General features: G+C 65.4%; 19 protein-coding genes. 13 read left to right on the top strand and 6 right to left on the bottom strand.

What is annotated here, in order from left to right; genetic code table 11:
* The first annotated feature begins 82 nt into the window (after window positions 1–82).
* The 7 genes from CJU94_RS26690 to CJU94_RS26655 all read left to right on the top strand — a co-directional run bounded on the left by CJU94_RS26690 (window position 83) and on the right by CJU94_RS26655 (window position 8,018).
* Entirely contained in the window at window positions 83–850 is a 768-nt protein-coding gene (locus CJU94_RS26690) for a DUF899 domain-containing protein (RefSeq protein WP_095421633.1), read from the top strand.
* Window positions 851–1,199: 349 nt separating this feature from the next.
* On the top strand, window positions 1,200–2,201 hold the full coding sequence (locus tag CJU94_RS26685; RefSeq protein ID WP_167397575.1) for a porin: 1,002 nt from the start codon (window positions 1,200–1,202) through the stop codon (window positions 2,199–2,201).
* A gap of 146 nt (window positions 2,202–2,347) precedes the next feature.
* Entirely contained in the window at window positions 2,348–2,791 is a 444-nt protein-coding gene (gene cynS / locus CJU94_RS26680) for a cyanase (protein WP_095421631.1), read from the top strand.
* 91 nt (window positions 2,792–2,882) lie between these two features.
* Window positions 2,883–3,590, top strand: coding sequence for a dienelactone hydrolase family protein (locus tag CJU94_RS26675; RefSeq protein WP_095421630.1), 708 nt, complete (start codon window positions 2,883–2,885; stop codon window positions 3,588–3,590).
* 472 nt (window positions 3,591–4,062) lie between these two features.
* Window positions 4,063–5,649, top strand: coding sequence for an alpha/beta hydrolase family protein (locus CJU94_RS26665; RefSeq protein ID WP_095421628.1), 1,587 nt, complete (start codon window positions 4,063–4,065; stop codon window positions 5,647–5,649).
* 261 nt (window positions 5,650–5,910) lie between these two features.
* Entirely contained in the window at window positions 5,911–7,152 is a 1,242-nt protein-coding gene (locus tag CJU94_RS26660; RefSeq protein WP_095421627.1) for a Zn-dependent hydrolase, read from the top strand.
* Window positions 7,149–8,018 (top strand): GNAT family N-acetyltransferase, encoded by an 870-nt coding sequence (locus tag CJU94_RS26655; protein ID WP_095421626.1) that lies wholly within the window; start codon window positions 7,149–7,151, stop codon window positions 8,016–8,018. Before CJU94_RS26660 ends, CJU94_RS26655 begins: the two co-directional genes overlap by 4 nt.
* A gap of 76 nt (window positions 8,019–8,094) precedes the next feature.
* Here the strand turns inward: CJU94_RS26655 and CJU94_RS26650 are convergent, their stop codons facing one another.
* A complete protein-coding gene (locus tag CJU94_RS26650; RefSeq protein ID WP_095421625.1) occupies window positions 8,095–8,400 on the bottom strand; it encodes a panthothenate synthetase in 306 nt (101 codons plus the stop codon).
* A gap of 128 nt (window positions 8,401–8,528) precedes the next feature.
* A complete protein-coding gene (locus CJU94_RS26645) occupies window positions 8,529–9,161 on the bottom strand; it encodes a methylated-DNA--[protein]-cysteine S-methyltransferase (protein ID WP_095421624.1) in 633 nt (210 codons plus the stop codon).
* Between the two features lie 287 nt (window positions 9,162–9,448).
* On the opposite strand from CJU94_RS26645, the gene CJU94_RS26640 reads away from it, so the two are divergent.
* The 5 genes from CJU94_RS26640 to CJU94_RS26620 all read left to right on the top strand — a co-directional run bounded on the left by CJU94_RS26640 (window position 9,449) and on the right by CJU94_RS26620 (window position 15,276).
* Entirely contained in the window at window positions 9,449–10,786 is a 1,338-nt protein-coding gene (locus CJU94_RS26640; RefSeq protein ID WP_095421623.1) for a leucine-rich repeat-containing protein kinase family protein, read from the top strand.
* Window positions 10,787–10,877: 91 nt separating this feature from the next.
* A complete protein-coding gene (locus CJU94_RS26635) occupies window positions 10,878–11,867 on the top strand; it encodes a substrate-binding domain-containing protein (protein WP_095421622.1) in 990 nt (329 codons plus the stop codon).
* A gap of 230 nt (window positions 11,868–12,097) precedes the next feature.
* Window positions 12,098–13,258 (top strand): MFS transporter, encoded by a 1,161-nt coding sequence (locus CJU94_RS26630; RefSeq protein WP_095421621.1) that lies wholly within the window; start codon window positions 12,098–12,100, stop codon window positions 13,256–13,258.
* 179 nt (window positions 13,259–13,437) lie between these two features.
* Window positions 13,438–14,610: a glycosyltransferase family 9 protein gene (locus tag CJU94_RS26625; protein ID WP_095421620.1), complete on the top strand. Its 1,173-nt coding sequence runs from the start codon at window positions 13,438–13,440 to the stop codon at window positions 14,608–14,610.
* 204 nt (window positions 14,611–14,814) lie between these two features.
* Entirely contained in the window at window positions 14,815–15,276 is a 462-nt protein-coding gene (locus tag CJU94_RS26620) for a MarR family winged helix-turn-helix transcriptional regulator (RefSeq protein ID WP_095422809.1), read from the top strand.
* Window positions 15,277–15,412: 136 nt separating this feature from the next.
* Here CJU94_RS26620 and msrA read toward each other — a convergent pair whose 3' ends face one another.
* The 4 genes from msrA to CJU94_RS26600 all read right to left on the bottom strand — a co-directional run bounded on the left by msrA (window position 15,413) and on the right by CJU94_RS26600 (window position 18,076).
* On the bottom strand, window positions 15,413–15,919 hold the full coding sequence (gene msrA, locus CJU94_RS26615) for a peptide-methionine (S)-S-oxide reductase MsrA (RefSeq protein ID WP_095421619.1): 507 nt from the start codon (window positions 15,917–15,919) through the stop codon (window positions 15,413–15,415).
* 178 nt (window positions 15,920–16,097) lie between these two features.
* A complete protein-coding gene (locus CJU94_RS26610) occupies window positions 16,098–16,370 on the bottom strand; it encodes a hypothetical protein (RefSeq protein WP_095421618.1) in 273 nt (90 codons plus the stop codon).
* Window positions 16,371–16,455: 85 nt separating this feature from the next.
* Complete coding sequence (locus tag CJU94_RS26605; protein WP_095421617.1) at window positions 16,456–16,881, bottom strand: Ohr family peroxiredoxin; 426 nt, start codon at window positions 16,879–16,881, stop codon at window positions 16,456–16,458.
* A gap of 283 nt (window positions 16,882–17,164) precedes the next feature.
* On the bottom strand, window positions 17,165–18,076 hold the full coding sequence (locus tag CJU94_RS26600) for a LysR family transcriptional regulator (RefSeq protein WP_095421616.1): 912 nt from the start codon (window positions 18,074–18,076) through the stop codon (window positions 17,165–17,167).
* A 164-nt stretch (window positions 18,077–18,240) separates the two neighbouring features.
* Here CJU94_RS26600 and CJU94_RS26595 point away from each other — a divergent pair, with 164 nt between their 5' ends.
* Window positions 18,241–19,341, top strand: coding sequence for an NAD(P)H-dependent flavin oxidoreductase (locus tag CJU94_RS26595; protein ID WP_095421615.1), 1,101 nt, complete (start codon window positions 18,241–18,243; stop codon window positions 19,339–19,341).
* Window positions 19,342–19,379 lie beyond the last annotated feature (38 nt).

The following is a 19,379-nucleotide window of genomic DNA, read 5'->3' as shown; positions in this document are numbered from 1 at the left end:
GCATTCCGCGCGGGACTTCGCGTAGCACCTGGCGTGCATTTCGCGCGCATTTCGTATAGCGAACCGAACCAAGGAGAGAAGCATGGCGACGACACACCCCATCGGCACACGGCAAGCATGGCTTGCAGCGCGGCTCGAATTGCTCGAAGCCGAAAAGGCGCTCACGCGGCAGAGCGACGAACTGGCCCGGCAGCGGCAAGCGCTGCCCTGGGTCCGCGTCGACAAGGCATACCGGTTCGAGACCGACGACGGAAGCGTCTCGCTGGCCGGCCTCTTTGGCGGACGCTCGCAGTTGCTCGTCTATCACTTCATGTTCGGCCCCGACTACACGGCGGGCTGTCCGTCGTGTTCGGCGGTCGCGGACGGCTTCGACGGCTCGGTTGTCCACCTCGCGAATCACGATGTCACGCTGACGGCGGTATCGCGCGCGCCGCTCGCGAAGCTGCAGGCTTACAAGCGGCGCATGGGATGGACGTTTCCGTGGGCGTCCTCGGCCGGCAGCGACTTCAACTTCGACGTCAATGTCTCGTTCACCGAGCAGCAGCAGCGCGAAGGCAGCGTCGACTACAACTTCCAGCGCGGCGGCCATGCGATGGACGCGCTGCCGGCGCCGGCGCCCGTCGTCGAGTTCGCGGCCGCCTGCGGCACCGATGCGCCGACGTACTCGCTCGACAGGCCCGGCATGAGCGCGTTCGTACTCGAAGACGGTGTCGTGTATCACACGTATTCCACGTATGGGCGCGGCGTGGATGCATTGTGGGGCATGTATCAATGGCTCGACCGCGCACCCAAGGGACGCAATGAAGCGGGTGTCTGGTGGCGCCGCCACGACGAGTACGGGACGCATTGAGGCAGGTGGAAAAACACGGGCGGCGCGTGAAGGACGATGCGTCACGCCGGCGTGCGGACCGGGTGAACCGCGGCGAGCGCCGACGCGGCGCGCCTCGCCGCTCCGGATCATGGAGACGAAAATTGCAAACCGGCTCAGGTCTGTTATGTTTCGACGCTGGACTGACGAGCGACCTGTCTGAACACGACAGCTGATCGTGTCAGGAACGCACGTTGGACGTCCGCATGGAGGAGTTCATCTGGTCAGCGCCGCGAGATCTTCACTCAATGAGCCGCCACGAACACGGGCGCCGGTAGCGCACGTCGCCACGTGGGTCCGCCGCGTGGTCCGGTGCGCAGGCGCCGGCGGCGTGGCGCTGCTGTGTTGCGCGCAGAGCCTGGCGGCACCGAACGCGGGTTCGGGCTCGGTCACGCTGTACGGCTTGCTGGACACCAGCCTCGAAATAACCGATCCGGGCTCCGGCTGGACGCCGCGGCTGGACTCGGGAGCCTATCGCGGCTCGCGGATCGGCTTGCGCGGCAGCGAGCCGATCGGGGCCGGCACCGATCTGGTGTTCACACTGGAAAACGGCTTTAGCTCGGCCGACGGCACGCTCCAGAGTCCCGGTCTGTTATTCAACCGCCAGGCGTGGATCGGCGCGCGAAGCGCGTGGGGCGAGATGCGTTTCGGCCGGCAATACTCGCCGATCTATATCCCGTTCAAGGGCGATCTCGATGCATTCGGCGCCGGCACGATCGCGTCCGGACTCAACAACTTCTCGAAGATCACGCCCTACGCCAGTAACGCAATCGCGTATCTCTCGCCGCTCGTGGCAGGATTCAGTGGCACCGTCATGATGGCCACGCGTGATCCGTCGGAGAGCGATGGCAACGGCATCGACGGCTACTACGTTACCGCCGCCTATCAGATCGACGAACTCAGGCTGCTCTACGCGCGCCAGCAGACCCACGGCGCGGGCGCGCTGCGGGCGAATCTCGGCGGCGCGACGTACGCGGTCGACAAAGTGCGTGTGTGGCTCGCCTTCTTCAATGGCGAGGGCGGCACGCCGCTCTATCACGGCGCGGGTGGGGCGCTTTCGGCGCAATACAGCTTTTCTTCGAATGCGCGCGCGTCCGTGGGCTATGCGCACGTGCGCGACTTTACCGGTGCGGGCGCGAGCGCCGATCAGTTTAGCCTGGCGGTCGAATATAACGTGTCTGCCACCTTGCTGTTCTATTTCAGCGCAGCCTATCTGTCGAATCACGACGACGCCAGCTTCACCCTGCGCGGCGTCAACGTGACCGGGCTGCCGGTCGCCTATCCAGGCGCGCCGGTCGCGGGCGTGCAGTTCGGCGTGGTCGAGCGATTCTAGCGGGCAGGGCGACCGTGGCCGCGCGTTGCGACGGCGGCGGCATAACGCGCGGCTTGCCAGGGCGAGCGCGCTGATTTCGTCTTGAGTACTATCGCCGAACGGCTCTCATGCGCGCATCACCCGACACCTTTACGGAGGACTACATCATGGATCGCCACGACGTCACGAAGAAAATCATCGCCGCGAAAGTCAGAAGCAAGCTGAGCTGGGGGGAAATCGCCGAGAAGATCGGCCGCAGCAAGGAGTGGACGACCGCGGCGATGCTCGGCCAGATGACGCTCGACGCGAAGCAGGCCGCCGTCGCTCGCGAACTGTTCGACCTCACCGACGAGGAGACCGCCTGGCTGCAAATCGTCCCGTACAAGGGCTCGCTGCCGACGGCGGTCCCGACCGATCCGCTGATCTATCGCTGGTACGAGATCGTGAGCGTGTACGGCACGACGATCAAGGAGCTGATCCACGAGGAGTTCGGCGACGGCATCATGAGCGCGATCGACTTTTCGATGGATATCGAGCGTGAGCCGAATCCGAACGGCGATCGCGTCAAGGTGGTGCTGAGCGGCAAATTTCTTCCCTACAAATCCTACTGATCGCACCGATCGGGCTGCGCTGGCGCCGAGTCAGCAGAACCGTCCGCACTGGCGCTATGCTAGCGGCTTCGTCTACTTCGAGGAGCAACTCATGACACAGGCAGCAGGTTCGATGATCACGTTCAGCCGCCCCGATGGCCAGCAGATCCAGGGCTATCTGGCCAAGCCGCAGAAGCTGGAGGGCGCGCCCGGCATCGTCGTGATTCAGGAGTGGTGGGGCGTGAACGACCAGATTCGCGGCGTGGCGGACCGGCTCGCGCAGGCCGGTTATCTGGCGCTGGTGCCCGATCTCTTTCGCGGTAAGACCACGGTGGAAGAGGCGGAGGCTCACCATCTGCTCGACGGGCTCGATTTCGGCGACGCGGCCACGCAGGATGTGCGCGGCGCGGCCCAGTATCTGAAGCAGTCTGCGGCAAAGGTCGGCGTGACGGGCTTTTGCATGGGTGGCGCGCTGACCTTGCTCGCGCTGTGCAATGTTCCCGAAGTGTCGGCCGGGGTGGTCTGGTACGGCTTTCCTCCGCTGGAGTATGTCGACCCGTCGAAAATCAAGGTGCCGCTGATCGGTCATTGGGCCACGCAAGACGAGTTTTTCACGGCAGAAACGGTCGATGCACTGGAAAGCAAACTGAAGGGCGTGAATGTGGACGTCGAGTTCCACCGTTATCTCGCGCACCACGGGTTCGCCAACGAACAGGCCGTCGGCCCGGGCCGTATTGCGAGAACGCAGTTCGATCCGGTGTGGTCGCAAATGGCGTGGGATCGCACGCTGACGTTTTTCGGCCGCACCTTGTGGAAGTAGGCGGCGCACCCGCCTGCCGCCCGCGAGGCGGGGCGCCGCGCTGAGCGGTCGCCTGCCTTGCCCGGCGTCCCCCGGCACCCCGCGCCGGTCTTCGTGAGGTCCGGCAGGCCGGTTTCGACGCCGCCCGGCGCCGCCCCATTCACACACATGTCGCGTTCACCGAGCGCGACGCCGACGTGCTTCGCAGCGTATCGACCGTCGATCGCGCGAACGGCTCCTGCAGGTCGGATACATCGCCGTTCCTGAAGCCGTTTCCTCCGGCAGCCGAAGCGTTGCCGGCACGCGCCGACGACGCATCGCGCTGAGCCGGCGAAGACGCCGGCAAGCTGCTTGCCCGCGCGATTCTCATCAAGATGACGCCTGCACAGGTGCAGACCGTTCACGCTGGCGGCGCGCCGCTCCGTTTACCTATACTCGTCTCACTCTGGAAGGCCGCCCACTTTTCGTCGACACCAACAAGCCGGAGCCTCACATGTCTGTAGCGATGCGAAACGCCGCCCTCGGGCTGCTGGCATGTTCCATGTCAGGCATGGGTGTTACCGCTGAGGCCGGCTCCAGTTGCAACGAAGGATGCAATGCGCGCGGCCAGCTTCTCGACCACCACGTCTCGGCAACGCTGAGCGCACCGGCGTTTTCGGCGCTGCTCGCTTCCAGCGCGGGTGGCCGGCGCCTCGCGCGGATTGCCGGCCAGCCCAGGTGCGGCGTCGAGATCGTCAGCTTTCGCTACCGGACCGTCGGCGGCGCGGGCGAGCCGACCAACGCGAGCGGCGCGCTGATGATCCCGACGGGAGCGTCGGCGACATGCGGCGGACCCCGTCCGCTGATGCTCTACGCACACGGCACCACCGCGTATCGCAACTACAACCTCGCCGACATCACGCTGACGGATCCGGCCAACGGCGACGGCGCCGGGGAAGGCATCAGCGTCGCCGCCATGTATGCGGCGCAAGGCTATATCGTCGTGGCGACCAACTATGCGGGCTACGCCGGCTCCGACCTGCCGTACCACCCCTATCTGAACGCCGACCAGCAATCCGCCGATATGATCGATTCGCTGCAGGCGGCGCGCCTCGCGTTAGCCGAATTGAAGCCGGACAGAAGCGCAGGCGAGAACGGCAAGCTATTCGTCACCGGCTATTCGCAAGGCGGCTTCGTTGCCCTGGCGACGCATCGCGCGCTGCAAGCGGCGGGCGTCAAGGTGACCGCGTCCGCGCCGGGCTCCGGTCCGTACGCACTCGCGGCCATCGCCGACGCGCTGATCGAAGGCGCGGTCAACCTCGGCTCGACGCTCTTCGCGACGCTGATCGTGACGGGCTACCAGCGTGCCTACGAGAATATCTACCGCCGCCCCGGCGACTTCTACGACGTCGCCTACTCGTCCGGTATCGAGACGCTGCTGCCGAGCGAGCAGCCGCTCAACAAGCTGTTCGCCTCGGGCAAGTTGCCGTCGACGCAACTCTTCAGCAGCGTGCCGCCCACGCCGCGGTTCGCCTCCATGACGCCGCCCGCGGTACCGCCTTTGACTCCGCCGGTATTGATGCCGCTGTTCGCGGCGGGATTCGGCAAGGCCAACCTCGTGCGCAACGCCTATCGCCTGACCCTGCTGGAAGACGCCGCCGCCAATCCCGACGGTGCGTTTCCCAACGCGACGCCAGCGATGGAGCCGGCCACGAATCCGCTGCATCCGCTGCGCCAGGCGTTCAAGCGCAACGATTTGCGCAACTGGTTGCCGCGTGCGCCGGTTCTTTTGTGCGGCGGCCAGTCCGATCCCACGGTGTTCTTCTTCAATGCGCGCATCGAGCAGGCGTACTGGCAGAACGCCAAGGTGCCCGCGGGGCTCACGACCGTGCTGGATGTGGATTCCGCGGTCGCCGGGCCCGGCGATCCGTACGCGCCCATCAAGCAGGGTTTCGCGAGCGCGAAGGCGGAGCTCGCGAGTGAGGCCGTGGCCGACGGCGCGGCCGACGGCGGGGCGTCGGCAGTATTGCGGTCCTATCACGGCGACCTGGTCGCGTCGTTCTGCATGGCGGCGGCGCGCGCTTTTTTCGCCCGCTTCTGAGCGCACGGCGCGGTTCGTGAAGTTTTGGGTGCCCGCGGCTATCATGCGCAGACAACGCAACCGGCGCGCCAGTCTCGACGGTCGGGTCCGTGACGAGCGATGCGAGGAGCACGCTTGGCTCCCGTGCCGTTTGAATACGCGCCGCGAGCCGCGACGCGAGCGATTGGCCGCGCATGGCATGTCGCGGTGCCATGCGCGGAGACTGACTCGACCTCGTCGCTTCGCTGGCAGTTTGAACCCACAATCAAAGGAGATGAGCACGTGGTAAAGATCGATCCGGACCGGTTGCTGACCGATCTCAAACGGCTGCGCGGTTTCGGCGCCACGGGTCCAGGCGTCGTCCGGTTGGCGCTGTCGCCGGTGGACCTGGCGTCGCGCGAATGGCTGGCTGGCCGCATGTCGGAAGCGGGGCTCGACGCCGTTATCGACGGCGTGGGAACCGTGTTCGGGCGCTCGCGCAAGAGCGGCCCCGCGCTCGTGATCGGCTCTCACACCGACACGCAGCCGACCGGCGGCTGGCTCGACGGCGCGATGGGCGTGATCTACGGACTGGAGATTGCACGCGCGCTGGCGGAACACGAGGAGACGCGGCATCTCGCGGTGGACGTGGCGTCGTGGATCGATGAAGAGGGCACGTTTTCCGGCTTGCTCGGCAGCCGCAGTTTTGTGGGCGATAGCGTCGACGAATCGATCCGCAGCGCTACGAACCGGGAAGGGCAGCGTCTTGACCACGTGCTCGAAGCCGCGGGTCTGGCCGGGCGGCCGCGTGTCCGGTTCGAGCCGGGCCGGCAGGTTGCCTATCTCGAACCGCATATCGAGCAGGGTGGCCGGCTGGAGGCGGCGGGCAAGTCCATCGGGGTCGTCACCACCATCGTCGGGCTTCGCGAACTGCGGCTGCGCTTCACTGGCCAGCGCAATCATGCCGGCACCACGCCCATGGCGATCCGGCGCGACGCCGGCGCGGCGCTAGTCGCCTTCATCCCGAGAATGAACGAAGCGTTCACGCGACTCGCGGATGCCGATACCGTCTGGACGGTGGGCCGCATCGAGCTCGACCCCGGCTCGCTGAGCGTGGTGCCCGGCGCGGCCGAGATGTACCTGCAATTTCGCGACGCCAACGCCGCGCGCTTGCAGGCCATGGAACACGCCCTCGCCGACCTGGTGCGAACCTTCAATGCGCAAGGCCCGGTGCGCGTTGAACTGACGACCATCGACGAACCGATGCAACCGGTGACCATGCACGCCGCGCTCGCGGATCATCTCGCGCGCGCCGCCGAGGCGGTCGCGCCCGGCGAGTGGATTCGCATGCCGAGCGGCGCCGCGCACGACGCGCAGGTGATCGCCCGCTGCATGCCGGCCTGCATGATGTTCGTGCCGAGCATCGGCGGCGTGAGCCACGATTTCATCGAAGATACGGCCGAGGCGCATATCGTGCTCGGCTGCCAGGTCGCGGCCACGGCTGCGGCTGCGATGCTGCAGGAGCACTGGGCGAAACGATCATGACGAACCTGAACGGGCAGGACGGCTTCGTCGTGCGCAGGATGTCGGCCGACGAGGTCGCGTTGGCGGTGGAGTGGGCCGCGCTGGAAGGATGGAACCCCGGTCTGCACGATGCCGCCTGTTTTCACGCGGCCGACCCGGACGGGTTCTTCATCGGCGAATGGCGCGGCGAGCCGGTGGCGTGTCTATCCGCTGTCGCGTACGGCGAGGACTTTGGCTTCATCGGCCTATATATCGTGAAGGAAGCGTTTCGCGGCCGCGGCTTCGGCATGCACGTCTGGCGGCACGGGATGGACTACCTGCGAGGCCGCAATGTCGGTCTGGATGGCGTGGTCGCCCAGCAGGCGAATTACAGGAAGTCCGGATTTCAGCTTGCGTATCGCAACATCCGCTTTCAGGGCGTGGCGGCGCAAGGCAGTGCCCATGGCGAGCCGCATGCGGACTTGCTGAATGCCTCGGCGCTGCCCCTCGACGCGCTGAGCCACTACGACCGGCAATGCTTTCCCGCCGCGCGCGAGCGCTTTCTCGCCAACTGGCTCGCGCAGCCTGATGCGATCGCACGAGTCGCGGTGCGCGACGGCACGGTTGTAGGCTACGGCGTATTGCGGCGTTGCCGGAGCGGCAACAAGATCGGCCCGCTGTTCGCCGACAACGGCGAGATTGCCGGCCATCTGTTCTCTGCGTTGACGTCGGGCGTTCCGGGCGAAGTGTTCTTCTTCGACGCGCCGGAGATCAACGCAAGTGCGGTGGCATTGGCCGAGCGGCACGGCATGACGAGCGTGTTCGAAACCGCGCGCATGTACACGCAGGCACCGCCGGCAATTGCGATTGAACGTGTGTTCGGCGTGACGTCGTTCGAACTGGGCTGAGCGCGGCGCGACAATCAGTGCATCTTGATTTGCATAGCCATCGACGGTGCTGTCGGAGAACCGCCGACGACATCTCCTACTTCCATTTCGAGCCAAGATTCTCCAGCCCGGCTTCTTTCAGGTCTTGCGGCAACATCGCAATACGGATTTCGCAGTCGGCATTGAATTTCAGAAACCATGGCTCCGCGAGGGCGGGAATCGACGATGCGTTGTCGATATCGACCACCAGCACCGCCCCGCGCGCGCCGTCCTGCTCGGTGAAATAGACGGCCTCCGGTTTTATCTCTTCCAGGATTTTCCCGATCACGGGTCCGACGGTGCCTTCACGCACCATGGTGTTGAACGGTTCGTGCGGGATTCGTATGTTAAGGAGCATGCGCATGTCTTCCTCCTGTTGACGCCCAACGGGCCTCTTAAGGATAGGTGCTTTATGCGCACGGCAACGTGACCTGGTACGAAGCGAGCAACGCTGCGCAGCGCACCCGGTGCGCAAGCGCAGCATGCCTGCGGTCAATTCCCGAACAGCGAACTTTGTGTGCCGCGGCTCGGCGCGTGGCGTGCGGGTTTCGTCGGGGCGTCGGATGTGGCCTGAGTCTCGACCTTCTTCATTGCTTCGAACGCGAACATCTCGGTTTGCCTGTCCGTTTCCGCTTCGAGCGATGTCTGGCCGGCCTCGAGCGACAACAGAAACATCTTGTTCGCCAATCCGCCGGCAAAGCCGGTCAATGCACCCGATGCGCCGATCACCCGGTGGCACGGCGCCACGATGGAGATCGGGTTTCTGCCGTTCGCCGCGCCAACCGCGCGCACCGCGTTGACGTTGCCGATCTGCACGGCGATTTCCGCGTAGCTGCGCGTCTGGCCGAACGGTATGGTCAACAGCGCGGCCCAGACCTGCTTCTGGAAGTCCGTGCCCTGGAATGCAAGCGGAAGGTCGAATGCGCGCCGCGTGCCGGCGAAATATTCGTTCAACTGCCGTTCGGTGTCGATCAGAACGGGCCGGTCATTGGCTTCGACCAACGCGGCGAGACGCACCCGGTTCGGCTTGTCGTTCTCCCACAGAATGGCGGCGAGGCGCTCGCCGTTCGCAACGAGTTTCAACTGGCCGACGGGCGAGTCCATCAGCTTGTACGCGTATGTCACTTTGCTTGCTCCTGACGGGTTGGAGGCGCAGTTGCTGCAAGGCGGTTCTGCGAATGCGCGCGGCAAGCGCGCCGATATCCTGCAGTGTGAGCCTTGCCCGCTCTGAAGGCGCTCCGAATCTTGCGGTCCGGTTCCTTGCGAACGGTCAACCGTATCCGGGTTGCCGGCCTGAAGGGCGCGCGGACGATGCGTCACTGTACAACCGTTTTCGCGCGAGGCGCGCGACTCAGTAGAATTGATACCTTCGACACGAAGCGCACCGGCAACCGGACATTTCCCCTACGACTGTGACGACGACACTTGAACAACTACGGGCCGGACGACTCGCAGGCGCGCGCCGGCTCAAACTGGCATGCGGGCTGACCGAATTTCCGCGCGAGATATTCGATCTGGCCGACACGCTCGAAGTTCTCGACCTGTCGGGCAACGCACTGTCGACGCTTCCCGACGATTTGCCGCGCCTCGGCAAGTTGCGCATTCTCTTCGCCTCAGACAACCCGTTCACGCAGTTGCCGGAAGTGCTGGGGCAATGCTCGCAATTGAGCATGGTCGGCTTCAAGGCAAACCGCATTCGGCAGGTGTCCGGCACAGCGCTTCCATCGCAACTGCGCTGGCTGATCCTCACGGACAATGAGATCGAGGCGTTGCCCGCCGAAATCGGCGGTTGTGCGCAATTGCAAAAACTGATGCTGGCGGGCAACCGTCTGCGCACGCTTCCCGAGGAGTTGGGCGCCTGCTCGCGGCTCGAATTGCTGCGTCTCGCGGCGAATCAGCTCGACGGCTTGCCTGCCTGGTTGCTGCGTTTGCCGCGGCTGTCGTGGCTGGCGTACGCCGGTAATCGGTTCAGCGAAGCGTTCGAGGCGGCGGCGCTGAGCGACACGCCGAGCGCCGCGGTTGCATGGCATGCACTGAAGCTGGAAGCGCCGTTGGGTGAAGGCGCCTCCGGTGTCATCTATCGCGCGCAGCTTGCGGATCGGCACGGCGCGTCCCGCGCGGTCGCGGTGAAACTGTTCAAGGGTGCGGTCACGAGCGACGGCCTGCCGGACTGCGAGATGGCGGCCTGCATCCGCGCGGGCGATCATCCGAACCTGATCCCGGTGGCCGGAAAAGTGCAGGACCATCCGGCGGGCACGCACGGCCTCGTGATGGAGCTGATCGATCCGCAATTCAGAAACCTTGCCGGTCCTCCGAGCCTCGAATCCTGCACGCGCGATGTCTATGGCGCCGACACACGCTTCGATCCGGCCTCGGCATTGGGTATTGCATACGGTATGGCCGCGGCGGCGCATCATCTGCATGAGCAAGGCATCATGCACGGTGACCTGTACGCACACAACATTCTGTATGGCGGGCAAGGGCGCGCGTTGCTGGGAGATTTCGGCGCGGCGTCTTTCTATGCGCCCGGCGATCGGAACACCGGCACGGCGCTCGAGCGCCTCGAAGTCAGGGCATATGGCTGTCTGCTCGAAGAGTTGCTCGAACGATGCCACTGGCTGGACTCGCAGTCGGACACGGCGGCGCGCCTCGTCGAGTTGAAGGACAATTGCTTGAGCGAGGCGATCGAAAGCCGGCCGCTGTTCGGCGAAATCGCAGCGCGTTTGCTGGCGCTCAAGGGCGATCGATGATCGGCAGACCGCAGCGCGGCCGGCGTATCGATCGGCTTTCATCCGAATGCGGTGCGGCCATTCGTCGGGCCGCCCCAGAGGGAGAGATTCGATGACACAGAAGACGCCCCGAAGGAAGTCCTTCCGGGGGATGCGCCGTCGCGTGTTGCTTGCCGGCGCGTTGGCCGTCGCCGGCATGAGCGGCACGGCGAGCGCCGTGGCCGCGCCGGGCGGCAAGCTCAAGATCGCGCTCGTGCTGAAGTCGCAGACCGATCCGTTTACCGTGGCGATGGCGAGCGCCGCGCTGGACTATCAACAGCATTTCGCGTCGCAATTCGGTTTGACGGTGCGCGCAACGGCCACCGAAAGCGATACCGCAGGACAGATCCGCATGGTCGAGGAGCTGATCAAGGCGAAGATGAACGCGATCGTCGTCGCTCCGACCGATTCGAAGGCGTTGACCGCGGTGGTCGCGCGCGCGATCAAGGCGGGCATCATTGTGATCGCCATCGACAATCCGCTCGATGACGACTCGCAGGACGCGGCCGGTATCTCCGTGCCGTTCGTCGGGCCGAACAATCGCAAGGGCGCGCAGCAGGTCGGCACTTACCTGGCGGGCAAGCTCAATGCGGGCGATCAGGTGGGCATCATCGAGGGCAGCCCGGCCGATCGCAATGCACAGCAACGCACGCAAGGCTGCAGGGACGCCATGAAGGCGGCGGGCATCGTTATCGTCGCCGTTCAGTCGGGCGAATGGGAGTACGGCAAGGGCCGGGACGTCGCCTCGAAGATGCTCAGCGAACATCCGCAGATTCGCGGCTTGCTGTGCGGCAACGACAACATGGCCATGGGCGCGGTCGACGCGATTCGCGACGCGGGCAGAACGGGCGGCGTCTACGTCACCGGCTACAACGATATCGATGCGATCAAACCCTTGCTCGCGGATGGCCGCGTGCTCGCCACGATCAATCAGTTCGCCGCGCGCCAAGCGATATTCGGCGTCGACGTGGCATTGAAGGCCGTGACCGAGCAGAAGAAGCAGAGCGAATTGTCGAGGGCGATCGAAACGCCCCTGCAACTGGTCACGGCCGCCACCCACTGATGAGTGTTGTTGCTTTCATTGTCGGCTCCTGGTTGTCTGTCTAACGTGTCTGTCGAATGGTCGGCTTCCACCAGGGTACGGGGAAGCACGCCACGTGCCCGGGTCCCGACGCCCGACGTGAAGCGGCATTCGTGCCTCGCGGGCAATATTCAATTGCCTGCGCAAGGGTGTTTGTCAGGTGCCCACTACTGGACAATCCGTCGCTTGCACTATCTGGACGGAGAACAGGCATGAAACCAACCTGGGCACTGCTGGCCCTGGCTGTCGGCGCATTCGGCATCGGCACGACCGAATTCGCGCCAATGGGCTTGTTGCCCGTGATCGCGCACGGCGTGGGCGTGTCGATTCCCGCCGCCGGCCTGCTGATCAGCGCCTATGCGCTCGGCGTCATGCTGGGCGCGCCGTTGATGACGCTCGCCTTCGGCAGGCTGCGCGCGAAAAAAGCGCTGATCGCGCTCATGTCGATCTTCGTTCTCGGCAATCTGCTGTCGGCCATGGCGCCCGGCTACTGGACGCTGCTCGCCGCGCGCCTTGTCACGAGCCTGAATCACGGCGCGTTCTTCGGCATCGGCTCAGTGGTCGCCGCGAACCTCGTGCCGCGCGAGAAGCGCGCGAGCGCGGTCGCCACCATGTTCATGGGGCTGACGATCGCCAACATTGGCGGCGTGCCGGCCGCGACCTGGATCGGTCAGCAGATCGGCTGGCGCATGGCGTTTGCCGGCACCGCGGGGCTCGGGGTGCTGGCGATTGCCGCACTGGCCGTTGCGCTGCCGCGCGGCGACGCGGGCAAGATGCCGGACATCCGCCGCGAGTTGCGGGTGCTGAGGCGACCTGAAGTGCTGATGGCGCTCGCCACCACCGTCATGGGCGCCGGCGCGATGTTCACGCTGTACACGTATGTGGCGCCGGTGCTCGAGAATATGACCGGCGCGTCCGCGGGCTTCGTCACGATCGCGCTGGTGCTGATCGGCATCGGCTTCACGATCGGCAACGGCCTGGGTGGACGGCTCGCCGACTGGTCGCTCGACGGCAGCACGAAGCTGTTTCTCGGCGCGCTGGCGGTCATCATGGTGGCGCTGCCGTTGGTTCTGACCAGCCACGTGGGTGCGTTGATCGGCATGCTCGTATGGGGCGCGGCCACGTTCGCGATTGTGCCGCCGGTGCAGATCCGCGTGATGCACGCGGCAGCCGACGCGCCGGGGCTCGCGTCGTCGGTGAACGTGGGGGCGTTCAATCTCGGCAATGCGTTGGGCGCCGCTGCCGGCGGCGCGGTGATTTCGGCCGGTTTGGGCTACACGGCCGTACCGATCGCCGGCGCGATGCTGGCCGCGGCCGGCCTCATGCTGGTGTTCGCCGGACGTGCCAATCGCCGGGTGGTCGAGAGCTGCTGACAGGGAGGTTTCACTCCGCGGCTCTGTACGGGCGGGCACAGAGCGCGGGGCGGCAAGCATGCACAATCGGAGCGATATCCGGGCGGCGCCTGCGGCGCACCGCCATGCGCGCCCGGGCCGCCAGCCGCCGCGCTCGTTGCGCGGCGACGGCGATCACCCTCTGCCGCATGGGAGACGCAATGGGTTGGAAAAGCCTGCTGATCGAAGCGCCGGTCTGGATGTTCGGCCGGTTCCACCGTCCACGGTTCGACCCGCATCGCGACACGCCGCGCGAGATTCTCGTGCTGCGCCCGAACGATTTCGGCGAACTGCTTACCACTACACCCCTTTTCGAAGCGCTGCGCGCACGCTTTCCGACCACACGCCTGATCGCGGGCGTGGGCAGTTGGGGGCGTCCGATTCTCGAGAACAATCCGTTCGTCGACGAGATCGTGGAGATCGACGCGCCCTGGAATAACAAGCTGGTCGAGGACCGCTCGCACGGCAACGTGTTGCGTTTTCTGTGGAAGTCCCCACAGGTCGCGGCGCTGCGCGCGCACGACGGCTTCGATGTCGGTATCGACGTGCTCGGCAGCTACATGGGCGCGCTGCTGATGATGCGCACGGGTGTGCGTTATCGCATCGGCGTGCGTGGTTATCGCGGCGGCTGGAGCGGGTGTCAGTCGTATATCGAGTTCGCCGCCCGGCAATGCGGACGCGCCGCGCTCGCACAGGGCGAGCTGCTGGGCGCGACGGTGCTGCCGGAAGCGCGCCCGCAGCTGTTTCTGACCGACGACGAGCGTGCCACGGCCGCGCAACTCTGGAATGCGGGCAACGTGCCGGGGCGGCGCACCGTGCGGCTGATTGTCGGTGTCGGGGCCGGGGTGCCGACCAAGGCATGGGACGCCCGTCAGGTCGGCGCGGCACTCGCCCAGATCGCGCAGACGCTCGAAAGAAACGGTGACGCGTGCGATATCGTGATCGTCGGCAGCGAAGCGGATCGAACGCGCGCCGCCGAGGCGATCGCCGCGGCGGGGCCGCGCGTGCCGGTGCGCTCGCTCGCCGGCCAGGTGCCGATGCGCATCATGTTCGCCCTCACCGAAGAGGCCGGCGTGGTGCTGACGAACTCGTCCATGCTGTTGCACGTCGCGGCCGCGTTTCGCCGTCCGACCGTCGCCGTGCTCGGTGGCAGCGTGACGAGGCCCGACCGGCACGATGCCATCTGGGGTTATCCGCCGCCGTATCGCAGCGTGTCGCCCGAGCAGTATGTGGCGGGCGAGCACGCGCGAAACTGGCCGGGCGTCGAGCGGGTGGTGCAAGCGGTTGTGCAGGCGCTCGGCACGCAGCGGGCGCAGGTCGGCGCGGCCGCCTGAGGTCGTAGCGCTTCGAGCTTTGGTGCCGGGGACACGGCGGCGGCATGCTCAAGGCGCCGCCGCGCCTGCCAGGCCTGCCTGAACAAATGGGACTGACCGGATCCGCGGAAGTGCCGCCCCCGGATTTGCAGCGATTGCGATGTAATCGCATGCGATATATAATGGCATCCACGAGGCTTCGGCCTATGCGCCACGAGGATGCAGATGAAATCGACCGACCAGTCAGCCGCCGCGAATGTGAAACTGTCCGACTTCCTATGCTTCGCGGTCTATTCCGCGAACCTCGCGTTCGGCAAGGCATACAAGCCGATTCTCGAAGAACTCGGCCTGACCTATACGCAGTACATCACCATCATTGCGCTGTGGGAGGAAGACAACCAGACCGTCAGCAGTCTGGGCGAGAAGCTCTTCCTCGAATCCAACACGCTCACGCCGATCCTGAAGAAGCTGGAGGCGGCGGGTTATGTGGAAAGGCAGCGCGACCCCAACGACGAGCGCCAGGTACTGGTCGGCCTGACAAAAAACGGTCGGCGCTTGCGTGAAAAAGGCCTGAGCATGAACCTCCTCGAAGCGACCGGCCTTGCGCCGGACGAGTTCGCGAAAGTGCAGAAGGCGATCGTGACGCTGCGCAACAATCTCGTCAAAGCGGTGCAGAACGGGGAGTGAGCGGCGCGCTGGGGACGGTCGCGCAAGCCGTCTCCGCGTCAGGCGCTTTGCCAATAAAAGAAGCCCACAGACCTCGTCTGTGGGCTTCTGTTTTTTGCGCGACGGCGGTGTCGACCGTGGGCGCGTGATTGCATCTTCAGCCGCGCTGGGGCAGCTTCCAGTCCGGCCGGACGAAGTGGCACGTGTATCCGTTGGGAATACGCTCCAGATAGTCCTGATGTTCCGGTTCGGCTTCCCAGAACGGGCCCGCGGGCACCACCTCGGTGACGACCTTGCCGGGCCACAGATCCGATGCGTCGACGTCGGCGATGGTGTTCGCGGCCACGCGCTTCTGCTCGTCGTCCAGATAGAAGATGGCCGAGCGGTAGCTCATTCCAACGTCGTTGCCCTGGCGGTTCTTCGTCGTCGGATCGTGAATCTGGAAGAAAAACTCCAGGATCTGGCGATAGCTGATCTGGTTGGGGTCGAACACGACCTCGAGCGCTTCCGCGTGCGTGCCGTGGTTGCGGTACGTGGCATTCGGCACGTCGCCGCCGGTGTAGCCCACGCGCGTGGACAGCACGCCTGGGTAGCGTCGCAGCAGGTCTTGCATGCCCCAGAAGCAGCCGCCGGCCAGAATGGCGGTTTCGGTTTGCGTCGTCATTTCAATCCTTTTCGTCAGTGGCGCCGCGCCACTCGCCGGTGGGTTGGTTCGCCGTTGCGGATGCGATGCCACAAGCATGCCAGAGATCGGCGCGGCCGGCCGGCTGGCGGGTAAAGCCCATCGTACCGACATTGTCATCGCGCGCCGGCCGGGCCCGTGCCGCGGCCGGCGGCGCGTTTCAATGACGCGCGTAGAGGCCGTCGTGCGGTGCAACCGCGACCCGGGCGCCTGATTCGGAATGACCGGAAACCACGCCGCCATAGGCCGCTTGCGGGCCGGCGGCTTCATCGGCGGCCGCCGCGACGGTTTGCGCGCTTTGCCCGCGTTGCGAAGCCGGTGCACCGGCCGATGGTCGATAGAAGGGTGCCGGACCATAGCCGCTGGCGAACGCGGGTGCGGCGGCGGAAGCAGACAGCGCGGCGAGCAGCGCGGCAACGAGTATGGATTTCATGATGAAACTCCGCTAAAAGAGGGACGGTGAGAGGCGCGCGCCTTGCCGGATCGCGCCCCGAATGCGATTGAGTGGACGACCAGGATCAAGCCACGTTGACGACGACGTCGATGTTGCCCCGCGTGGCTTTCGAATACGGGCAGACTTCATGCGCTTCGTGCGCGATGGCTTCGGCGAGCTCGCGCGCCACGCCCGGCACGCTGACGTTGAAGCGGGCCTGCAGGAAGTAGGCGCTGCCGGTCATGCCCAGATCCACCTCGACATCGACGGCGAGATCGGCCGGAAGCTTCACCTTTTTTTCCTGCGCCACGAGGCCGATCGCCAGGATGTAGCAGGACGACCATGCGCCCGCGAACAACTGCTCCGCAGTCGGATGTGCCAGGACGGCGGTGAACGCGAGGTCGTCGGCAGGGCCGGCGGACGACGAGAGCTGGAGGTCGACGTGGCCGCCACGGCCATTGACTTTCGTATGGGTTTTGCCGGTGGAGAGGACAGTTTCGATCTGGGTCATGATGGATTCCTTGGGTAGCAGAGAGTGTCGAACCGCTTTAAGTCGCATGCGATGTAATCGCATGCGTCGAATAATGGTCGAGAAGTTCTGCCTTGTCAAGCGCATACGATTTAATCGCATGCGAATTTTGATAGCGAGAAACCACGAGGTCTGGGTCAGTGACCCGCAAGCGCGTGTGTCGGGAATCGAATCCAGCTTCGACCGGCCGGAGCTCGGCGCCGCCGCCGAACGCGGCGCGGCCATGTTGATCGGCTTCGCCCCTACCGAGCGAGCCTGTGCGCGCCTAGGACCCCAGCCTTTCCATCAGGAAGTCGACGAAACTGCGCACGCGTGACGACAGATGTCGTGCATGCGGATAGAGCAGAACGAACGGCCGCGAACAACCGCCATAGGCAACGAGCAACTCCTTGAGCGAGCCCTCGGCAAGGTCCTTTTCGACGATAAAACGATAGGTTTGAAAAACGCCCGCCCCGTGGCGCGCGAGCGTGGCGCCGGCAAGCACGTCGCCTGAGGACGTGTAGGCGCCGCGCGTCATCGTCTCGACCACCTGGTCCTCATGCTTGAACAGCCACGGAATGTTGCGGCCGGTGCTCGGCAACGCGAACTGGATGCAGTCGTGGTGAATCAGATCGTCGGGCGTTTTCAGTCTGGCGGTGCCTCGGAGATAGGCCGGCGAAGCAACGACGACCAGTTCCGCGTCCTCGATCTTGCGCGCGATCAGTCCGGAGTCGCCCGGCGCGCTGCCGCGAATGGCCAGGTCGAAGCCTTCTTCGCCAAAGTCGATGTTGCGGTTGCTCAGGTGCGTTTCGACCGTGACGCCCGGATAGCGCTGACGAAACTCGGCCAGCAACGGAAGCACGCGGTAGTGGCCATACGGCGTCGGCATGCTGATTCGCAGCACGCCGATGGGCGCCGTCTGCTGCCCGGTCGCTTCGCGTTCGGCTTCGGCAAGTTGCGCGAGCGCCTGCCGGCATTGTTCGAAATAGCGTCGTCCCGCATCCGTCAGGCGGATCTGCCGGGTGGTCCGCACGAACAATCGCACGCCGAGGCGTTCCTCCAGACGCGCGACCGTGCGACTGACGGCGGCCGGTGTGACGCTCGCGGCGTTTGCGGCCTCGGTGAAACTCTCCAGTTCGGCCGCGAGACAGAACAGTTCGATACTGCCCAGAAGGACGTCTTCAAATTGACGCTGCATGGTCTCTCGGCAACTTGCCTGATCGTGCTTTCTTGTCCTGGCAGAAGGCCGCCCGGAACGACCGCAACCTGAACGTAGCGGCGGTGCGCTCGCGTTCGGTGCGGAACGAAGGTTCATATGGATTATCAGGACTATATTGTAGTGAGACTCGATGAGGAAGCGACATGACCGACCAGACAGACCACCGTGCCTTGCTGCACCTGCTGGGCATCGACAAGCCGATCATTCAGGCGCCGATGGCCGGCGTCAGCACGCCGGCGATGGCCGCGGCTGTTTCCAACGCGGGCGGCCTCGGTTCGCTGGGCGTGGGAGCGATGAACGCTGAAGGCGCGCGCAAGGTGATCCGGGAGACCCGCGCATTGACGGCCAGGCCGTTCAATATCAACGTCTTCTGCCATCAGCCGGCGCAAGCGGACGCGGCGCTCGAGCAGCAATGGTTGAACTGGCTCGCGCCGCATTTCGAAAAGTATGGCGCGATGCCGCCGGCAAAGCTCTCGGAGATCTACACGAGCTTTCTCGCGGACCCGGCCATGCTGGCGGTTTTTCTCGAGGAGAAACCGGCGATCGTCAGTTTTCACTTCGGCTTGCCTTGCGCCGATGTCATCGCCGAATTGAAGAAGGCGGGCATCAGGCTGCTTGCCAGCGCGACCCGGCTGGAAGAGGCGGTGCAGGTCGAGGCGGCGGGCGTCGATGCGATCGTGGCGCAGGGCATCGAGGCCGGCGGGCATCGCGGTGTCTTCGATCCCGCCGCGTTTGACGACGGGCTCGGCACATTCGCGCTCACCCGTTTGCTGGCCAGTCGATGCCGGCTGCCGGTGATCGCTTCCGGCGGCATCATGGACGGTGCCGGTATCGCTGCGGCGCTCGCGCTCGGCGCTCAAGCCGCGCAGCTCGGCACGGCCTTCGTTGCGTGTCCGGAAAGCGCGATCGACGAGGGCTATCGTCGCGCGATGCTGGGAGAGGCGGCTCGCCGCACCACTTTCACGGCGGCGATTTCCGGGCGGATGGCGAGGAGCATGGTGAACAGCTTTACTGCGCTCGGCGCCGACGCGCGCTCACCGAAGCCGCCCGCGTACCCCATCGCCTACGATGCGGGCAAGGCGCTTCACGCCGCGGCGAAAGCGCAAGGGGAGTTCGGCTACGGCGCGCAGTGGGCCGGCCAGGCGGCCGCTCTGGCGAGGTCGTTGCCCGCCGCCGAACTGGTGGCCCAGTTGGAGCGCGAACTGAAGGAGAGCATCGAGCGGTTGCGGCAGTTCGCGCAGTAATCGGCCCGCGATCGGCCCGCGGTCGACGGGCCGATTGA

The sequence above is a fragment of the Paraburkholderia aromaticivorans genome (genome assembly GCF_002278075.1).
Taxonomy (GTDB): Bacteria; Pseudomonadota; Gammaproteobacteria; order Burkholderiales; family Burkholderiaceae; genus Paraburkholderia; species Paraburkholderia aromaticivorans.
This window is presented reverse-complemented; position numbering and strand designations above follow the sequence as displayed.